The organism is Serratia sp. JKS000199 (assembly GCF_900215455.1).
In the GTDB taxonomy this organism is placed as follows: Bacteria; Pseudomonadota; Gammaproteobacteria; order Enterobacterales; family Enterobacteriaceae; genus Serratia; species Serratia ureilytica.
Window position 1 is genome coordinate 4,323,692 of record NZ_LT907843.1, and the last position, 18,649, is coordinate 4,342,340.

Sequence of the window (18,649 nt, forward strand, 5' to 3'; positions counted from 1 at the left end):
AATGCGAGCTAACGCTGCACCCGGCGCGTTAGCCGTGTATACTGTGCGGAGAAAATACACATCCGCTGTTTTTGGCATATCAACCGTTATCAACGAACATCATCATGGCTCAAGGCACGCTTTATATTGTCTCTGCTCCCAGTGGCGCAGGTAAATCAAGTCTGATTCAGGCTTTGTTAAAGACGCAACCGCTGTACGACACGCAGGTTTCGGTTTCGCACACCACGCGCGACAGTCGCCCGGGTGAAAATCACGGCGAGCACTATTTCTTCGTCTCGAAAGACGAATTCCGCCGGATGATCGAGCAGGACGCGTTTCTTGAGCACGCCGAAGTGTTCGGCAACTATTACGGCACCTCGCGCGCCGCCATCGAACAAGTCTTGTCGACCGGCGTGGATGTGTTTCTGGATATCGACTGGCAGGGCGCGCAGCAAATCCGCGCCAAAATGCCGCAGGCGCGCAGCATCTTCATTCTGCCGCCGTCGAAGGAAGAACTGGGCCGCCGCCTGCGTGGGCGCGGGCAGGATTCCGAAGAGGTGATCGCCAAACGCATGGCTCAGGCCGTGGCGGAAATGACGCATTACGCGGAGTACGATTACCTGATCGTGAACGATGATTTCGATCTGGCGCTGTCCGATCTGAAGACCATCATTCGCGCCGAACGCCTGCGTTTGGGCCGCCAGTTGCTGCGGCATGACGCTTTAATCAGCAAACTATTGGCAGACTGAAGGCAGTTTCAGTATCATGCCCAGTCTTTTCGTCACCTGTGGAGTAGCACAAATATGGCACGCGTAACTGTTCAAGACGCTGTAGAGAAAATTGGTAACCGTTTTGACCTGGTGTTGGTCGCTGCTCGTCGGGCGCGTCAGATCCAGACCGGCGGCAAAGATGCACTGGTTCCGGAAGAGAACGACAAGTACACCGTTATCGCCCTGCGCGAAATCGAAGAAGGCCTGATCACCAGCCAGATCCTCGACGTGCGTGAGCGCCAGGAACAGCAAGAGCAGGAAGCCGCAGAGATTCAAGCGGTTACCGCGATTGCTGAAGGTCGTCGTTAATTAGACTGCGAGTCCGCCTTGTACCTGTTTGAAAGCCTGAATCTGCTGATTCAACGTTACCTGCCCGAGGAGCAGATTAAGCGCCTCAAACAGGCATACCTCGTCGCGCGCGACGCGCACGAGGGCCAGACACGCTCCAGCGGTGAGCCCTACATTACTCACCCGGTCGCCGTGGCCTGCATCCTGGCGGAAATGCGTCTCGATCACGAGACGCTGATGGCGGCGTTGCTGCACGACGTCATCGAAGACACCCCAGCCACCTATCAAGATATGGAACAGCTGTTCGGCAAGAGCGTCGCCGAACTGGTTGAGGGCGTCTCCAAGCTCGACAAGCTGAAGTTCCAGGACAAGAAAGAAGCGCAGGCGGAAAACTTCCGCAAGATGATCATGGCGATGGTGCAGGATATCCGCGTCGTACTGATCAAGCTGGCCGACCGTACGCACAACATGCGCACCCTCGGTTCGCTACGCCCCGACAAACGCCGACGCATCGCGCGTGAAACCCTGGAAATCTACAGCCCCCTCGCCCACCGTCTGGGTATTCATCACCTGAAAACCGAGCTGGAAGAGCTGGGCTTCGAGGCGCTGTACCCAAACCGTTATCGCGTGATCAAGGAAGTGGTGAAAGCCGCGCGCGGCAACCGCAAAGAGATGATTCAAAAAATCCTCTCCGAGATCGAAGGGCGGCTGACCGAAGCCGGCATCGCCTGCCGCGTCAGCGGAAGGGAAAAACACCTCTACTCCATCTACCTCAAGATGCACCTGAAAGAACAGCGTTTCCATTCCATCATGGATATCTACGCGTTCCGGGTGATCGTGAAAGAGGTCGATACCTGCTACCGCGTGCTCGGCCAGGTGCACAGCCTGTATAAACCGCGCCCGGGGCGGGTGAAAGATTACATCGCCATTCCCAAGGCCAACGGCTATCAATCGCTCCATACCTCGCTGATCGGCCCGCACGGCGTGCCGGTCGAAGTGCAGATCCGCACCGAAGACATGGACCAGATGGCTGAGATGGGGGTGGCCGCGCACTGGGCTTACAAGGAAAGAGAACAGGGTGAAACCGGCACCACGGCGCAGATCCGCGCCCAACGCTGGATGCAAAGCCTGCTGGAGCTGCAGCAAAGCGCCGGCAGTTCGTTTGAATTTATCGAGAGCGTTAAATCCGATCTGTTCCCGGATGAGATTTACGTTTTCACCCCGGAAGGCCGCATCGTCGAGCTGCCCGCCGGCGCCACGCCGGTCGACTTTGCCTATGCGGTGCATACCGATATCGGCCATGCCTGCGTCGGCGCACGCGTCGATCGTCAGCCATACCCGCTGTCGCAGTCGCTGACCAGCGGCCAGACCGTCGAGATCATCACCGCGCCGGGCGCACGGCCCAACGCCGCCTGGCTGAACTTCGTGGTCAGCTCGAAAGCGCGCGCCAAGATTCGCCAGATGTTGAAGAACCTCAAGCGCGACGACTCCGTCGGCCTCGGCCGCCGTCTGCTCAACCATGCGTTGGGCGGCAGCCGCAAGCTGGCCGAAATCCCGCAGGAAAACATTCAGCACGAGCTGGACCGCATGAAGCTGGCGACGCTGGACGATCTGCTGGCGGAAATCGGCCTCGGCAACGCCATGAGCGTAGTGGTGGCGAAGAACCTGCAGGGCGATCAGTCCAGCCTGGGCACCACCTCCGGCGTGCGCAACCTGGCCATCAAGGGCGCCGACGGCGTGTTGATCACCTTCGCCAAGTGCTGCCGTCCGATTCCGGGCGACCCGATTATCGCTCACGTCAGCCCGGGCAAAGGGCTGGTGATCCACCATGAATCCTGCCGCAATATTCGCGGCTATCAGAAAGAGCCTGAGAAGTTCATGGCGGTCGAGTGGGATAAAGAGACCGAGCAGGAGTTCATCGCCGAGATCAAGGTGGATATGTTTAACCACCAGGGCGCGCTGGCCAACCTGACGGCGGCAATCAACGCGGCCGAATCCAATATTCAGAGCCTGAACACCGAAGAGAAAGACGGTCGGGTTTATAGCGCCTTTATCCGCTTGACCACCCGCGATCGCATCCATTTGGCAAACATTATGCGTAAAATCCGTATCATGCCGGATGTGATCAAAGTTAACCGCAACCGAAACTAGCGCTTATGAGTCCTGAACGCTATGCGCGGATTTGTGAAATGCTCGCGACCCGGCAGCCGGATTTGACGGTCTGCCTGGAGCAAGTGCACAAACCGCATAACGTCTCCGCCATTATCCGCACCGCCGACGCCGTCGGCGTGCATCAGGTCCACGCCGTGTGGCCCACCACCCGCATGCGCACCCTGGTTTCCTCCGCCGCCGGCAGCAACAGCTGGGTCAGCGTCAAGACCCATCGCACCATCGGCGACGCGGTCGGCCACCTGAAAGCGCAGGGCATGCAAATTCTGGCCACCAACCTGTCTGCGCGCGCGGTCGATTTCCGCGAGGTGGACTACACTCGGCCAACCTGCGTGCTGCTCGGCCAGGAAAAAACCGGCATCACCGAAGAAGCGCTGGCGCTCGCCGATCAGGACATCGTCATTCCGATGATCGGCATGGTGCAATCGCTCAACGTCTCCGTGGCTTCGGCGCTGATCCTGTATGAGGCGCAGCGCCAGCGGCAAAACGCCGGCCTGTATCGCCGCGACAACAGCATGCTGGACGAAGAAGAGCAGCAGCGTCTGCTGTTCGAAGGCGGCTATCCGGTGCTGGCCAACGTGGCCAAGCGCAAGGGGCTGCCGCGTCCGCAGATCGACGAACAGGGCCAGGTGGTCGCCAGCGCCGAATGGTGGGCGGCCATGCAGGCGACGGTGCGCAAATGAAAGGCCGCCTGCTGGATGCTGTCCCACTCACCACGCTTTCCGGGGTTGGCGCCAGCCAGGCGGGCAAACTGGCCAAGCTTGGCCTCGACACCATTCAGGATCTGCTGCTGCACCTGCCGCTGCGCTACGAAGACCGCACCCGCCTCTACCCGATCAACGATCTGCTGCCAGGCATCTACGCCACGGTAGAAGGGGAAGTGCTGCGCAGCGACATCAGCTTCGGCCGCCGCCGCATGCTGACCTGCCAGATCAGCGACGGCACCGGCATCCTCACCATGCGGTTCTTCAACTTCAACGCCGCAATGAAGAACAGCCTGGCCACCGGCCGCCGCGTGACCGCCTACGGCGAGATCAAACGCGGCAACCACGGCGCGGAGATCATCCATCCGGAATACCGTATTCAGGGCGAAACCAGCGAGGTTGAGCTGCAGGAGTCGCTGACGCCGGTCTACCCCACCACCGAGGGGGTGCGGCAGGCCACGCTGCGCAAGCTGACCGACCAGGCGCTGGAGCTGCTGGATACCTGCGCCATCGCCGAACTGCTGCCGCCGGAGCTGAGCGGCGGCCTGATGAGCCTGCCGCAGGCGCTGCACACCCTGCATCGCCCGCCGCCGGACATCCAGCTGGCGGATCTGGAGCTGGGCAAACACCCGGCGCAAAAGCGTCTGATCCTCGAAGAGCTGCTGGCGCATAACCTCAGCATGCTGGCGGTGCGCGCCGGCGCGCAGAGTTATCAGGCGCAGCCGCTGCTGCCGGACGATCGGCTGAAAAACCGTTTTCTCGCCCAGTTGCCGTTCTCGCCAACCGGCGCGCAAACGCGCGTGGTGGCCGACATCGAAGCCGATATGCAAAAAGACTTCCCGATGATGCGGCTGGTGCAGGGCGACGTCGGCTCCGGCAAAACGCTGGTGGCGGCGTTGGCGGCGCTGCGCGCCATCGCGCACGGTAAGCAGGTGGCGCTGATGGCGCCGACCGAGCTGCTGGCCGAACAGCATGCCAACAACTTCCGCCAGTGGTTCGAGCCGCTGGGGCTGGAGGTCGGCTGGCTGGCGGGCAAACAGAAAGGCAAGGCGCGCATCGCGCAGCAGGAAGCCATCGCCAGCGGCCAGGTGTCGATGGTGGTCGGCACCCACGCCATCTTCCAGGAGCAGGTTCAGTTCAACGGCCTGGCGCTGGTGATCATTGATGAGCAGCACCGCTTCGGGGTGCATCAGCGGCTGGCGCTGTGGGAGAAAGGCGAAGAACAGGGCTTCCACGCCCATCAGCTGATCATGACGGCCACGCCAATCCCGCGCACGCTGGCGATGACCGCCTATGCCGATCTCGATACCTCGGTCATCGACGAGCTGCCGCCGGGCCGTACGCCGGTGACCACCGTCGCCATTCCCGATACCCGCCGCGCCGACATCATTCAACGGGTGAAAAGCGCCTGTCTGGAAGAAGGACGGCAGGCTTACTGGGTGTGTACGCTGATCGAAGAGTCCGAGCTGCTGGAAGCGCAGGCGGCGGAAGCCACCTGGGAAGAATTGAAAGCCGCGCTGCCGGAGCTGAAGGTGGCGCTGGTGCACGGCCGCATGAAAGCGCAGGAAAAGCAGGCGGTGATGCAGGCGTTTAAACAGGGCGAGCTGCAGCTGTTGGTCGCCACCACGGTGATCGAAGTCGGCGTCGACGTGCCGAACGCCAGCCTGATGATCATCGAAAACCCGGAACGGCTGGGCCTGGCGCAGCTGCACCAGCTGCGCGGCCGCGTAGGGCGCGGCGCGGTGGCTTCACACTGCGTGCTGCTGTACAAAACGCCGCTTAGCAAAACCGCGCAAACGCGCCTGCAGGTGCTACGCGACAGCAACGACGGCTTTGTCATCGCGCAGCGCGATCTGGAGATCCGCGGCCCGGGCGAGCTGCTCGGCACCCGCCAGACCGGCAGCGCCGAATTCAAGGTGGCGGACCTGTTGCGCGACCAGGCGATGATCCCCGAAGTGCAGCGCGTCGCTCGCCATCTCCATCAGCACTACCCGGAACACGCCCAGGCGCTGATCGAACGCTGGCTGCCAGAGAAGGCGCGCTACTCCAACGCATAAAAAAGGGCGCCGCAGGCGCCCTTCTCATGATGACTCGCGATATCATCCCACCGCCGGGAACACCGGCAACAGCAGATACAGCTTGATGACGATGGCGTTGGCGATATCGATAAAGAACGCCCCCACCATCGGCACCACCAGAAACGCCAGGTGCGACGGGCCGAAGCGATCGGTGATCGCTTGCATGTTGGCGATCGCCGTCGGCGTGGCGCCCATGCCGAAGCCGCAGTGGCCGGCGGCCAGCACCGCCGCATCGTAGTTCTTGCCCATTACCCGGTAGGTGACGAAGATCGCGTACAGCGCCATCACCAGCGTCTGTACGGCCAGGATCGCCAGCATCGGCAGCGCCAGCGAAGCCAGCTCCCACAGGCGCAGGCTCATCAACGCCATCGCCAGGAACAGCGACAGGCTGACGTTGCCCAGCACCGATACCGCCCGCTCGAACACGGTATAGAAACCGGTGAAGGCCAGCGTGTTGCTGAGGATCACCCCGACGAACAGCACGCAAACGAAGTTAGGCAGTTCAAACACCGTACCGCTCAGCAGACCGGCAATCAGTTGCCCCAGGCTCAAACAAATGGCGATCATGGCGATGGTTTCAATCATCACCAGCGAGGTGATCAGGCGGCCACTTTCCGGCTTCTCGAAGCCGCTCGGCTGCACGCTGTCTTCCGGCGTGCCTTCCGGCGTAGAGGAGTGTTTAACCAGATAGCGCGCCACCGGGCCACCGATCAGGCCGCCCAGCACCAGGCCGAAGGTGGCGCAGGCCATGGCGACTTCCGTCGCGTTTTCAAAGCCGTAGCGCTCGATGAACAGCTTGCTCCAGGCCGCCCCGGTGCCGTGGCCGCCCGACAGGGTGATCGAACCGGCGATCAGGCCCATCAACGGATCCAGTCCCAGCATTTTCGCCATGCCGATGCCGATGGCGTTCTGCACCAGCAGCAGCCCCAACACCACGAACAGGAATACCATCAGCGCTTTGCCGCCGGCGCGCAACCGCGCCAGGTTGGCGTTCAGGCCGATAGTGGCGAAGAAGGCCAGCATCAGCGGATCCTTCAACGACATGTCAAAGCTGATTTCCCAGTTGGCGAATTTTTTCAGGACTAACAGCAGGAGGGCCACCAGCAAACCGCCGGCGACGGGAGCGGGAATGGTATATTTTCGCAGCAGAGGAATGCTTCTGACGCACTTGCCCCCAAGGAGCAAAACCAGCGTCGCCGCGACTAACGTGCCATAAGTATCAAGATGAAACATCCAGGTACTCCATGTAAGGGAAAAGATCCAAATAAAAATAATAAGTTATAGAAAACCACGTAGTTTTTAAACTTGATGAGTGCAGGATTAGAAGTAAAAAACGCTGAGATGACAAGAAAAAATGAATGAAAATGCGACATAAACGGGAAAGTCGGCAACATAATATTTAGGCGCAACCGTTTGCTTTTGCGGGGCGGCGCATTAAAATGCCTGCTTTGCCGTATCTGGAAACGCCACACCATGAGCATGTCATCCTCCGAGCTTGATGCCGCACGCCAAACCGCCTCTGAACCCCGCGCCAGCGAACTGATTTATCGCCTCGAAGACCGCCCGCCGCTGCCACAAACGCTGTTTGCCGCCGGCCAGCACCTGTTGGCGATGTTCGTTGCGGTGATCACTCCGGCGCTGTTGATCTGCCAGGCGCTGGGTCTGCCGGCGCAGGATACCCAACACATCATCAGCATGTCGCTGTTCGCTTCCGGTCTGGCTTCCATTCTGCAAATCAAAACCTGGGGGCCGGTGGGCTCCGGGCTGCTGTCGATTCAGGGCACCAGCTTCAACTTCGTTTCGCCATTGATCATGGGCGGCCTGGCGCTGAAAAACGGCGGTGCCGACGTGCCGACCATGATGGCCGCGCTGTTCGGCACCCTGATGGTCGCCTCCTGCACCGAAATTTTGCTGTCGCGCGTGCTGCATCTGGCGCGCCGCATCATCACCCCGCTGGTTTCCGGCATCGTGGTGATGATCATCGGCCTGTCGCTGATTCAGGTCGGCCTGACCTCGATCGGCGGCGGCTATGCCGCGATGAACGACCACAGCTTTGGCTCGCCGAAAAACCTGCTGCTGGCCGGTGCGGTGCTGGCGGTCATCATCCTGCTGAACCGCCAGCGCAACCCTTACCTGCGCGTCGCTTCGCTGGTGATCGCCATGGCGGTCGGCTACCTGCTGGCCTGGGCGATGGACATGCTGCCCGCCGACGCTCCGGCGGCGCCGACGGCGGCGATTACCATTCCAACGCCGCTCTATTACGGCCTGGGCTTCGACTGGAACCTGTTGCTGCCGCTGATGCTGATCTTTATGGTCACCTCGCTGGAAACCATCGGCGACATCACCGCCACCTCTGACGTCTCCGAACAACCAGTTAGCGGGCCGCTGTACATGAAGCGTCTGAAAGGTGGCGTACTGGCCAACGGCCTGAACTCGATGCTGTCGGCGGTGTTCAACACCTTCCCCAACTCCTGCTTCGGCCAGAACAACGGCGTGATCCAGCTGACCGGCGTCGCCAGCCGCTACGTCGGCTTCGTGGTGGCGCTGATGCTGATCGCGCTGGGGCTGTTCCCGGCGGTGGCCGGCTTCGTGCAGCACATCCCCGAGCCGGTACTGGGCGGCGCGACCATCGTGATGTTCGGCACCATCGCCGCCTCCGGCGTGCGCATCGTGTCGCGCGAACGCCTGAACCGGCGCGCCATCATGATCATGGCGCTGTCGCTGGCCGTCGGCATGGGCGTCTCCCAGCAGCCGCTGATCCTGCAGTTCGCGCCGGACTGGCTGAAAACCCTGCTCTCTTCCGGTATCGCCGCCGGCGGCATTACCGCCATCGTGCTGAACCTGGTGTTCCCGCAGGAACACGAGAAAAAGTAACCCGCCCATTGGCGTTCAAACGGCCGCTTGCGGCCGTTTTTTATTGTCTATCAGACCATTGCCCTTGAGATGCCCGGCCAATTGCGGCATAAACAGGGTATCTTTTTTGACCGATGCGGATGTAGACGATGAAATTTATCGGAAAGCTGTTGCTGACGTTGCTGCTGCTGATCGTGCTGGCGGTGGTGGTGCTGTATCTGGTGGGGCAAACCCGCTGGGCGGCAGGCCGTCTGAGCGCCTGGATCAGCGACAACAGCGAATACCGCCTGTCGATAGGAAAAATCACCCACTCGTGGAATCAGCCGGGCCAGATCGGTCTGGAAGACGTGCAGCTGGCGCGCAGCGGCCAACCTCAGGCGCTGGTCGCCAAACGCGTCGATCTCGGCCTCAGCCTGCGCCAAATCACCGAACCGCGCTATTTTTACAGCGTCACGCTGCGCGACGGCACGCTGAACGTGCAGCCACAGGCTGTTGCGCTGCCCGTACAGGCCGACGTGCTGCAACTGAGCAACATGGCGCTGCAGTCCAACGATAGCGAGTGGCAGCTCAACGCACAGCAGGTCAATGCCGGCATCACGCCGTGGCGCCCGCTGGCCGGCCATCTGCTGGGGGACAACAACCAGTTCCAGTTCAGCGCCGGTTCGATGACGCTGAACGGCATCCCCGCCTCGAAGGTGTTGGTGCAGGGGGAGCAAAAACAGGGCCAGTTGCTGTTGAACAACTTCGGCGCCGATCTGGCGCAGGGCGACCTGACCGGCGTGGCCAGCCGCGCCACCGACGGCAGCTGGCAGGTGGATCGCCTGCGGCTGAGCGGCGTGCGCATGCAGACCCCGATGACGTTGGCGGAATTCATGCGGCGCTTCACCGCTCTGCCGCCGGTCACCCTCAAGCGTTTCGATCTGATCGATGCGCGCCTGGAAGGCAAGGCGTGGGCGGTTAACGATCTCGACCTGTCGCTGCAAAACGTCAGCGTCGAAAAAGGCGACTGGCGCAGTGAAGACGGCTCGCTCAACTTCAACGCCGGCGACGTGGTCAACGGCGGTTTCCACCTGATCGATCCGATCGCCACCCTGCGGCTCTCTTCCGCCGGCATCGCCATTCAGCAGTTCACCACCCGCTGGGAAGGCGGGCTGCTACGCACCTCCGGCAACTGGCTGCGCGCCGGCAAACGCCTGCAGCTGGATGAAGTGGCCATGGCGGCGCTGGAGTACACCCTGCCTATCGACTGGCGCGAGCTGTGGCTGAAACCGCTGCCGGACTGGCTGGCGGAGGTGTACGTCACCAAGCTGACCACCAACCGCAATCTGATTATCGATATCAACCCGGCATTCCCGTTCCAGATCACCGCGCTGGACGGTTACGGCAGCAACCTGCTGCTGGCGCGCGACCACCAGTGGGGCATTTGGTCCGGTTCGCTGAACCTGAACGGCAGCGAGGCCACCTTCAACAAAATCGACGTGCGGCGCCCTTCGCTGGCGCTGAACGCCGACGCCAACCAGATCGCCGTCACCGAGCTCAGCGCCTTTATGCCCAATGGGTTGCTTGAGGCCAAAGCGACCGTCGATCAGCTGCCGGGCAAGCCGTTCCAGCTGACGCTGCACGGCCGTTCGGTACCGATCAACACCTTGCAGCAATGGGGATGGCAGCCGGTGCCGCTGACGGGTGACGGCAACCTTGAGCTGCAGTTGAAAGGGCTGCTGAACAGCGATGGGCCGTTCAAGGCCTCATTGAAAGGCAATCTGCAGGCCACCGCCGGCGACGGCCAAGCGGTGAACCAACAACTGCCGTAGTGCACTGCGCGGCCCGCCCTCAGGGCAGGGCCGCCGCCTTACTCCTCCAGCGCTTCAGAGCCGCCCTGATCCAACGGCACATCCGGCTCGGCCGGCAACACCATATAGGTGCCTTCGAACACTGCGCCCTTGTCCTCGTCACCGAACAGATGCACTTCGGCGTGTACGCGCGCGCGGCGGCCGCGCGCCAGACGCGCCAAATCGCCGCTCAGCGAGCCGAGATCCGCCACCGCCCGCGGCCTGCCGGTAATCGGTTTGCTGTAGCGAATGTGCGCATCCGCCAGAATGATGGTGCCGCCCAGATGGCGCTCGCGCAGCAGCAGCCAAATCAGCCCCCAGGCGGTCAGCGTCGCCAGTGAGAACAGGCTGCCGGCAAACAGCGTATGGTGCGGATTCTGGTTGCCGATCTCCGGCATGGTGGTGACGAAGCGCTGGCCGGTGTATTGGCTGATGCGCACGCCCATCTTTTCGCTCAGCGGGATGTGTTCATACCAGGCCTGCTGCAATTGGCCGCACCAGTCGGGGCGATGCAGGATATCGTCCAGCGTCGCCACCGGTTTGATCATCAAAAAGTGACGGATCGGGGTGGTCTGCGGCGCGGTGATCTCGCCCTGATTGACGAAGCCCAGTTTGGCGAAGAAATCCACCGCGTCTTCACGGGCGCTGCACACCACCCGCTTCACGCCTTCCTGCCGCGCGACCGACTCCAGCGTCATCGCCACCAGCGTCCCCAGCCCTTTATCCTGCAGCGTCGGATCTACCGCCAGAAAACGGATCGCCGCCTCGTTGTCGGCATTGATGTACAGCCGCCCGATGGCGACGATTTTACCGGCCTCGTCCACCACCATTTGGTGATGGGCCATGGCGTCATAGGCATCCTTTTCCGAACCCACCGGCTGGTGCAGCGGCTTGCGCAGCATTTCCCAGCGAAACTGGTAATACTCCTTCAGTTCTTGCTCTGTTACGGGTACTCGTAGGTGATACATAGACGCCTGTTCTCCGAATGCTTAGACCTGTAGCCAGAATGTCACCGGACCATCGTTGACCAGCGCCACCTGCATGTCGGCGGCGAACTCGCCGGTCTGGGTCTCTACGCCGCGTTCGCGGCACTGGCCAACAAAATATTGATACAACCGATCGGCGACCAAAGGCGCGGCGCCGCGCGAGAAGCTGGGCCGCATGCCCTTCTGGGTGTCCGCCGCCAGGGTGAACTGCGAAACGACCAGCACGCTGCCCCCGGCCTGCTGGACGTTGAGATTCATCTTATCGTTCTCGTCGCCGAAAATGCGGTATCCCAATACGCGTTCGCACAGGCGCTGCGCTTTTTGCTCGTTATCGCCCTGCTCCACGCCCAATAACACTAACAAACCGGGGCCAATCTTGCCTACTGTCTCGCCACCCACCGTGACGCTGGCGTTTAACACCCGTTGAATCAACGCAATCATTCCTGCTGCCCTTCTGGTTTTTGTTCCTGTTGCTCCGCCTTCTGCCGGCGGTAGTCGCGGTATTCGCCGATGGTCACGGTGATTTCCGCGCCGAGTAACACGATACACCAGCTCCAGTAGACCCACAGGAATAAAATCGGGATCACCGCCAGCACGCCGTAAATCAGCTGATAGGAGGGGAACATGGTGACGTACAGCGCGAATCCCTTCTTACCCAGCTCGAACAGCAATCCGGCCACCACCGCGCCAATCAGCGCGTCTTTGGGCGGCACGCGCACCGTCGGCACGATGCAATACAGCAGCCAGAAGGAGATGCACGACAAAATTAGCGGAAAGATGCGCAGCACCTGATCCACCAGGCCGTTGACGCCGGTCTGCGCCAGCCAGTTGAGCGACAGCAGGTAGGAACTGATGGCCATGCTGGCGCCCACCAGCAGCGGCCCCAGCGTCAGCACCATCCAGTACACGGCGAAGGAGAAGACGATCGGCCGTTTGTTCTTGCTGCGCCAGATGGTGTTCAGCACGCTGTCCACCGAGGAGATCAACAGCAACGCGGTAACGATCAGCCCGCAGGTGCCGACGGCGGTCATCTTGTTGGAATTGGCGACGAACTGTTCCAGGTAGTTCTGGATGACGTTGCCGGCGGCTGGCACGAAATTGGAAAAGATGAAGCTCTTCAGCTGTTCGCTGATGTCGGAAAACATCGGGAAAGCGGCGAACAGCGCGAACACCACGGTGACCAGCGGCACCAGCGACAGCAGGGAAACGTAGGCGAGATGGCCCGCCAACATCGTCAGGCCATCGTGGTCGATGCGTTGGTACAGCAGCCGTCCGAAGGTGACGCTTGGCTTAATCGCAGAAGGCAGCTTCTTGCGGCGGAAAAACGACATGGTCACTCCTTGATGTCCGTTGATACGCCTTAAGCTTAACGCGCCCTGCGCTCATTGAGCAAAATAGGCCGGCACCACGTCGCGATCGGTGACGTGCACCGTCTTGATCCCCAGCGCCTGCGCGGCGAGGACGTTCGCCGGGTGATCGTCAAAGAACACCACGTCGGCGGCGGCGGTGTTTTCCGCAGCCAGCACATGCCGGTAGATGTCAGCTTCAGGTTTGCGCATGCCGAGATCTTGCGACAAATAGAGATGATCGGCGGCGGCGGCCACTTCAGGATAGTGCTGCGGCCAGTAATTGCAGTGCAGACGGTTGGTGTTCGACAGCACCACCACCCGGTGACCTTCGTTGCGCAGGCGCTGCATGATGTCGATCACCTCCGGGCGCAGCGCGACGAATACCGCCTGCCAACCGGTGGCGAACTGCTCAAAGCTGAGCGCGATGCCCATTTCATCGCACAGTTTGCCGGCGAAGTCTTCATCGCTGATTTCACCGCGCTCATGCTGCTGGAACACCTCACCCATGGTGAAACGATCGGACAACACCGCCAACGGCGTGCCGCTCAAATTGCTCCACACGCCCAGCACACGCTTGAAATCGATATCGACGATCACATTACCTAAATCAAAGATATACAGCATAGTCCTCTCCTGATGGGCCGGTGAGATTTCACTGTAGCGGGAAAAGGAACAGCTGAACAGGGAGCGAACGGAAAAGCGCATAGCGCGCCGCACAAACGGGGAACAACAGAGGAAAAAACTCAGGGCGCGAGAGCCGCGCCCTAAGCATGAGACACTCAATCAGCGATTAAGCGTCTTTTGGACCGCGGCTGGCACGCTTACGATCGTTTTCCGTCAGGTGACGCTTACGGATACGGATCGAGGTTGGCGTCACTTCTACCAGTTCGTCGTCATCGATGAACTCCAGAGCTTGCTCCAGGGTCATTTTGATCGCCGGAACCAGCGTAGTCGCTTCGTCGGTACCGGAAGCACGCATGTTGGTCAGCTTCTTACCGGTCAGGCAGTTTACGGTCAGGTCGTTGGAACGTGAGTGAATACCGATGATCTGGCCTTCATACACTTCCGCACCGTGGCCCAGGAACAGCTTGCCGCGATCCTGCAGGCCGAACAGCGCGAACGCGACCGCTTTGCCCTGGCCGTTGGAGATCAGCACGCCGTTCTGACGCTGGCCCACTTCGCCCGGACGCACGTCGTCGTAGTGGCTGAAGGTGGAGTACAGCAGACCGGTACCCGAAGTCATTGTCATGAATTCGTTACGGAAGCCGATCAGACCGCGGCTTGGGATCACGTAGTCGAGACGCACGCGGCCCTTACCGTCCGGATCCATGTTTTTCAGGTCGGCTTTACGCTCACCCATCGCCTGCATCACGGAACCCTGATGCTGCTCTTCGATATCCAGCGTCACGTTCTCGAATGGCTCCTGCTTGCGGCCATCGATTTCGCGGAAGATAACTTTCGGACGGGAAACCGCCAGCTCGAAACCTTCACGGCGCATGTTTTCGATCAGCACCGACAGGTGCAGCTCGCCACGACCGGATACGCGGAAGGCGTCAGCATCATCGGTTTCTTCAACGCGCAGCGCCACGTTGTGCACCAGCTCTTTGTTCAGACGGTCAAGGATCTGACGCGACGTCACGTACTTACCTTCTTTACCGCAGAACGGCGAGGTGTTGACGTTGAAGAACATGGTTACGGTCGGTTCGTCGACGGACAGAGCCGGCAGCGCTTCTACGGCGTTGGTGTCGCAGATGGTGTCGGAGATGTTCAGCTCGCCCAGGCCGGTGATGGCGATGATGTCGCCCGCTTCCGCCAGGGTGCTGTCGATACGCTCCAGACCCAGGTGACCCAGCACTTTACCCACTTTACCGTTGCGAGTTTTACCTTCGCTGTCGATGATGGTGACCTGCTGGTTCGGCTTCACTTTACCGCGCTTGATGCGGCCGATGCCGATAACGCCCAGGTAGTTGTTGTAGTCCAACTGGGAGATCTGCATCTGGAATGGCGCTTCCAGCTCAACCTGCGGCGCAGACACGTGGTCGACGATCGCCTGATACAGCGGGGTCATGTCTTCCGCCATGTCGGTGTGGTCGACGCCGGCGATGCCGTTCAGCGCAGAAGCGTAGATGATCGGGAAGTCGAGCTGCTCGTCGGTCGCGTCGAGGTTCACGAACAGGTCGAACACCTGATCCACAACCCAGTCAGGGCGCGCGCCAGGGCGGTCAACCTTGTTGATTACCACGATCGGCTTCAGACCGTTGGCGAACGCCTTTTTGGTCACGAAGCGGGTTTGCGGCATAGGGCCATCCATTGCATCCACAACCAGCAGCACCGAGTCAACCATCGACATCACGCGCTCTACCTCACCGCCGAAGTCGGCGTGTCCTGGGGTATCCACGATGTTGATGCGGTAACCATTCCAATTAATGGCGGTGTTTTTTGCGAGGATGGTAATCCCACGCTCTTTCTCCAAATCGTTGGAGTCCATTACGCGTTCGGTGGCTTCCGCACGCTCTCCGAAAGTACCGGATTGTTGCAGCAGCTTGTCAACCAGGGTGGTTTTACCATGGTCAACGTGGGCAATAATGGCGATGTTACGCAAATTTTCGATCACAGCTTTGCCTCGGGCATTAGAAATAGCGCGCTATTGTACACGTATTAAGCGAGGGACTAAACAAGATCACAACCATCTCCTATAAACAACCGCGTACCGGTCAGTTTGTGATCCCTTTCACGGTGCAAAAAGCCGCAATCGTTGCACTTTTGCACCATTTCAGTGCCCACCCCCACCCTTATTGCACCATAACAGTGCAAATTATCACTGATGGTGCATACTGTGTCTGGGTAAAACCCGCGCAGAAAGGCGATGAAAGCCTTTTTAAAAAGTTGGCACGCTTTTCGCTTTAGTCTTTTCAAGGCGAAAAAAAGCCAGTTCCACAGATTCGTTCCACGACGACGACAATGATAAACCGGGAGAGTTAAGTATGTCCGCTGAACACGTTTTGACGATGCTGAATGAGCATGAAGTGAAATTCGTAGACCTGCGTTTCACTGACACCAAGGGTAAGGAACAGCACGTGACTATCCCGGCTCATCAGGTAAACGCCGACTTCTTCGAAGAAGGCAAAATGTTTGACGGCTCCTCTATCGGTGGTTGGAAGGGCATCAACGAATCTGACATGGTACTGATGCCGGATGCCAGCACGGCGGTTCTGGATCCGTTCTTCGAAGAACCTACGCTGATCATTCGCTGCGACATTCTCGAGCCGGGCACCATGCAAGGCTACGATCGCGACCCGCGCTCCATCTCCAAACGCGCCGAAGACTTCCTGCGCTCCTCCGGCATCGCGGACACCGTGCTGTTCGGGCCAGAGCCTGAGTTCTTCCTGTTCGACGACATCCGCTTCGGCAGCAGCATCCGCGGTTCCCACGTGGCCATCGACGACATCGAAGGCGCCTGGAACTCCGGCACTCAATACGACGGCGGCAACAAAGGCCACCGTCCGGCGGTGAAAGGCGGTTATTTCCCGGTTCCACCGGTCGACTCTTCGCAGGATCTGCGTTCCACCATGTGTCTGACCATGGAAGAGATGGGCCTGGTGGTTGAAGCGCACCACCACGAAGTGGCGACCGCCGGTCAGAACGAAGTGGCGACCCGCTTCAACACCATGACCAAGAAAGCCGACGAAATTCAGATCTACAAGTACGTGGTGCACAACGTGGCGCACGCCTTCGGTAAAACCGCGACCTTCATGCCGAAGCCTATGTTCGGCGACAACGGTTCCGGCATGCACTGCCACATGTCGCTGTCCAAGAACGGCACCAACCTGTTCGCCGGCGACAAATACGGCGGCCTGTCTGAAACCGCGCTGTTCTACATCGGCGGCATCATCAAGCACGCCAAGGCGATCAACGCGTTGGCAAACCCGACCACCAACTCGTACAAACGTCTGGTGCCAGGCTACGAAGCGCCGGTGATGCTGGCCTACTCCGCCCGTAACCGCTCCGCGTCCATCCGCATCCCGGTGGTCGCCAGCCCGAAAGCGCGCCGCATCGAAGCCCGCTTCCCGGATCCGGCGGCTAACCCATACCTGTGCTTCGCCGCACTGCTGATGGCCGGCCTGGACGGCATCATCAACAAGATCCACCCTGGCGACGCCATGGACAAAAACCTGTACGACCTGCCGCCGGAAGAAGAAGCCGAGATCCCAAAAGTGGCCGGCTCGCTGGACGAAGCGATGGCCGCGCTGAACGAAGACCGCGAGTTCCTGACCCGCGGCGGCGTGTTCACCGACGATGCGATCGATGCCTACATCGAACTGCGCAAAGAAGAGATGGACCGCGTTCGCATGACGCCACACCCGGTCGAGTTCGAACTGTACTACAGCGTCTAAGCCCTACCCGCGCCGTCTGCAAAGGCGGACGGCGCCCACAATTTTTGTTATCGCTTTTTTGTTGCCGTGGAAACTTTCAGCCCATCTTCGGATGGGTTTTTTTCTCCACCGTATTTTCTGCAAAACTATTCCATACCGCGCCGATCCCGGATGGAGTAGGATAGATGCACTAAAAAGGTGCAGGAGTCTGCTGTATGGCAACTGGCAAGCTGCCCGATGCTGGGCAGATCCTCAATTCACTCATCAACAGCATCCTGCTGTTGGATGACTCACTGGCGGTTCACTACGCCAACCCTGCGGCACAGCAGCTGCTGGCGCAAAGCTCCCGCAAACTGTTCGGCACGCCGCTGCCCGACCTGCTCGGCTATTTTTCGCTGAACGTCTCTCTGATGCGTGAAAGCCTGCGCGCCGGTCAGGGCTTCACCGACAACGAAGTGACCCTGGTGGTCGATGGCCGCGCGCATATCCTTTCCCTGACCGCTCAGGCGCTGCCGGAAGGCTATATCCTGGTCGAGCTGGCGCCGATGGACAATCAGCGCCGCCTGAGCCAGGAACAGCTGCAGCATGCCCAACAGGTGGCGGCCCGCGATCTGGTGCGCGGTTTGGCGCACGAGATTAAAAATCCGCTGGGCGGCCTGCGCGGCGCGGCGCAGCTGCTGGCCAAGGCGCTGCCCGATCCGGCTCTGACCGAATACACCAAGGTGATCATCGAGCAGGCCGATCGGCTGCGCAATCTGGTGGATCGCCTGCTCGGCCCGCAGCGGCCCGGCCAGCACATCACCCAGAGCATTCATCAGGTCGCGGAGCGCGTCTGCCAGCTGGTGTCGCTGGAAATGCCGGATAACGTCACGCTGGTGCGCGACTACGATCCGAGCCTGCCGGAAATGGCTCACGACCCGGATCAGATAGAACAGGTGCTACTGAACATCACCCGCAATGCGCTGCAGGCCTTGGGTGAGGCGGGCGGCACCATCACGCTGCGCACCCGCACCGCGTTTCAGATTACGTTGCACGGCACCCGCTACCGCCTGGCGGCGCGTATCGACGTCGAAGACGACGGCCCCGGCGTGCCGGCGCAGCTGCAGGACACGCTGTTCTACCCGATGGTCAGCGGCCGTGAAGGCGGTACCGGCCTGGGATTATCCATCGCCCGCAATCTGATCGATCAGCATTGCGGAAAAATTGAATTCAACAGTTGGCCAGGTCATACCGAATTCTCGGTCTACCTGCCCATTCGTCAGTGAGGTTTG

At 60.4% G+C, this 18,649-nt stretch carries 15 protein-coding genes; 9 read left to right on the plus strand and 6 right to left on the minus strand.

Features of this window, described 5'->3' with window-relative positions:
• Positions 1-104 precede the first annotated feature (104 nt).
• Genes gmk through recG form a run of 5 tightly spaced genes read left to right on the plus strand, consistent with a single transcriptional unit; the run spans position 105 to position 5,967 of the window.
• The gene (gene gmk, locus CPH57_RS20500) at positions 105-728 is read left to right on the plus strand and encodes a guanylate kinase (RefSeq protein ID WP_033636481.1); all 624 of its coding nucleotides are present in this window, start codon (positions 105-107) and stop codon (positions 726-728) included.
• Between the two features lie 54 nt (positions 729-782).
• Positions 783-1,058: a DNA-directed RNA polymerase subunit omega gene (gene rpoZ, locus CPH57_RS20505; protein ID WP_004931221.1), complete on the plus strand. Its 276-nt coding sequence runs from the start codon at positions 783-785 to the stop codon at positions 1,056-1,058.
• Positions 1,059-1,076: 18 nt separating this feature from the next.
• Complete coding sequence (gene spoT / locus CPH57_RS20510; RefSeq protein ID WP_015379445.1) at positions 1,077-3,188, plus strand: bifunctional GTP diphosphokinase/guanosine-3',5'-bis pyrophosphate 3'-pyrophosphohydrolase; 2,112 nt, start codon at positions 1,077-1,079, stop codon at positions 3,186-3,188.
• Between the two features lie 5 nt (positions 3,189-3,193).
• Positions 3,194-3,889: a tRNA (guanosine(18)-2'-O)-methyltransferase TrmH gene (gene trmH, locus CPH57_RS20515; protein WP_004931227.1), complete on the plus strand. Its 696-nt coding sequence runs from the start codon at positions 3,194-3,196 to the stop codon at positions 3,887-3,889.
• A complete protein-coding gene (recG, locus tag CPH57_RS20520) occupies positions 3,886-5,967 on the plus strand; it encodes an ATP-dependent DNA helicase RecG (protein ID WP_042785598.1) in 2,082 nt (693 codons plus the stop codon). Before trmH ends, recG begins: the two co-directional genes overlap by 4 nt.
• Before the next feature lie 42 nt (positions 5,968-6,009).
• Here recG and gltS read toward each other — a convergent pair whose 3' ends face one another.
• Positions 6,010-7,221 (minus strand): sodium/glutamate symporter, encoded by a 1,212-nt coding sequence (gene gltS, locus CPH57_RS20525; RefSeq protein ID WP_033645177.1) that lies wholly within the window; start codon positions 7,219-7,221, stop codon positions 6,010-6,012.
• A gap of 240 nt (positions 7,222-7,461) precedes the next feature.
• On the opposite strand from gltS, the gene CPH57_RS20530 reads away from it, so the two are divergent.
• Positions 7,462-8,862 carry an NCS2 family protein gene (locus CPH57_RS20530; protein WP_033645176.1) on the plus strand — a complete coding sequence of 467 codons (1,401 nt, stop codon included), beginning with the start codon at positions 7,462-7,464 and terminating at the stop codon, positions 8,860-8,862.
• 128 nt (positions 8,863-8,990) lie between these two features.
• On the plus strand, positions 8,991-10,652 hold the full coding sequence (locus CPH57_RS20535; RefSeq protein WP_096242690.1) for an AsmA family protein: 1,662 nt from the start codon (positions 8,991-8,993) through the stop codon (positions 10,650-10,652).
• A 38-nt stretch (positions 10,653-10,690) separates the two neighbouring features.
• Here CPH57_RS20535 and fabY read toward each other — a convergent pair whose 3' ends face one another.
• The 5 genes from fabY to typA all read right to left on the minus strand — a co-directional run bounded on the left by fabY (position 10,691) and on the right by typA (position 15,619).
• A complete protein-coding gene (fabY, locus tag CPH57_RS20540; RefSeq protein WP_004931235.1) occupies positions 10,691-11,638 on the minus strand; it encodes a fatty acid biosynthesis protein FabY in 948 nt (315 codons plus the stop codon).
• 21 nt (positions 11,639-11,659) lie between these two features.
• Complete coding sequence (dtd, locus tag CPH57_RS20545; protein ID WP_016929644.1) at positions 11,660-12,097, minus strand: D-aminoacyl-tRNA deacylase; 438 nt, start codon at positions 12,095-12,097, stop codon at positions 11,660-11,662.
• Complete coding sequence (locus CPH57_RS20550) at positions 12,094-12,987, minus strand: virulence factor BrkB family protein (RefSeq protein ID WP_025304713.1); 894 nt, start codon at positions 12,985-12,987, stop codon at positions 12,094-12,096. The genes dtd and CPH57_RS20550 overlap by 4 nt, the downstream gene beginning before the upstream one ends.
• Before the next feature lie 51 nt (positions 12,988-13,038).
• On the minus strand, positions 13,039-13,629 hold the full coding sequence (yihX, locus tag CPH57_RS20555; protein ID WP_033652265.1) for a glucose-1-phosphatase: 591 nt from the start codon (positions 13,627-13,629) through the stop codon (positions 13,039-13,041).
• Between the two features lie 166 nt (positions 13,630-13,795).
• On the minus strand, positions 13,796-15,619 hold the full coding sequence (gene typA, locus CPH57_RS20560; RefSeq protein WP_004931243.1) for a ribosome-dependent GTPase TypA: 1,824 nt from the start codon (positions 15,617-15,619) through the stop codon (positions 13,796-13,798).
• 370 nt (positions 15,620-15,989) lie between these two features.
• On the opposite strand from typA, the gene glnA reads away from it, so the two are divergent.
• Entirely contained in the window at positions 15,990-17,399 is a 1,410-nt protein-coding gene (gene glnA, locus CPH57_RS20570) for a glutamate--ammonia ligase (protein WP_033645173.1), read from the plus strand.
• Positions 17,400-17,593: 194 nt separating this feature from the next.
• Positions 17,594-18,643: a nitrogen regulation protein NR(II) gene (gene glnL, locus CPH57_RS20575; protein ID WP_004931246.1), complete on the plus strand. Its 1,050-nt coding sequence runs from the start codon at positions 17,594-17,596 to the stop codon at positions 18,641-18,643.
• Positions 18,644-18,649: the final 6 nt, after the last annotated feature.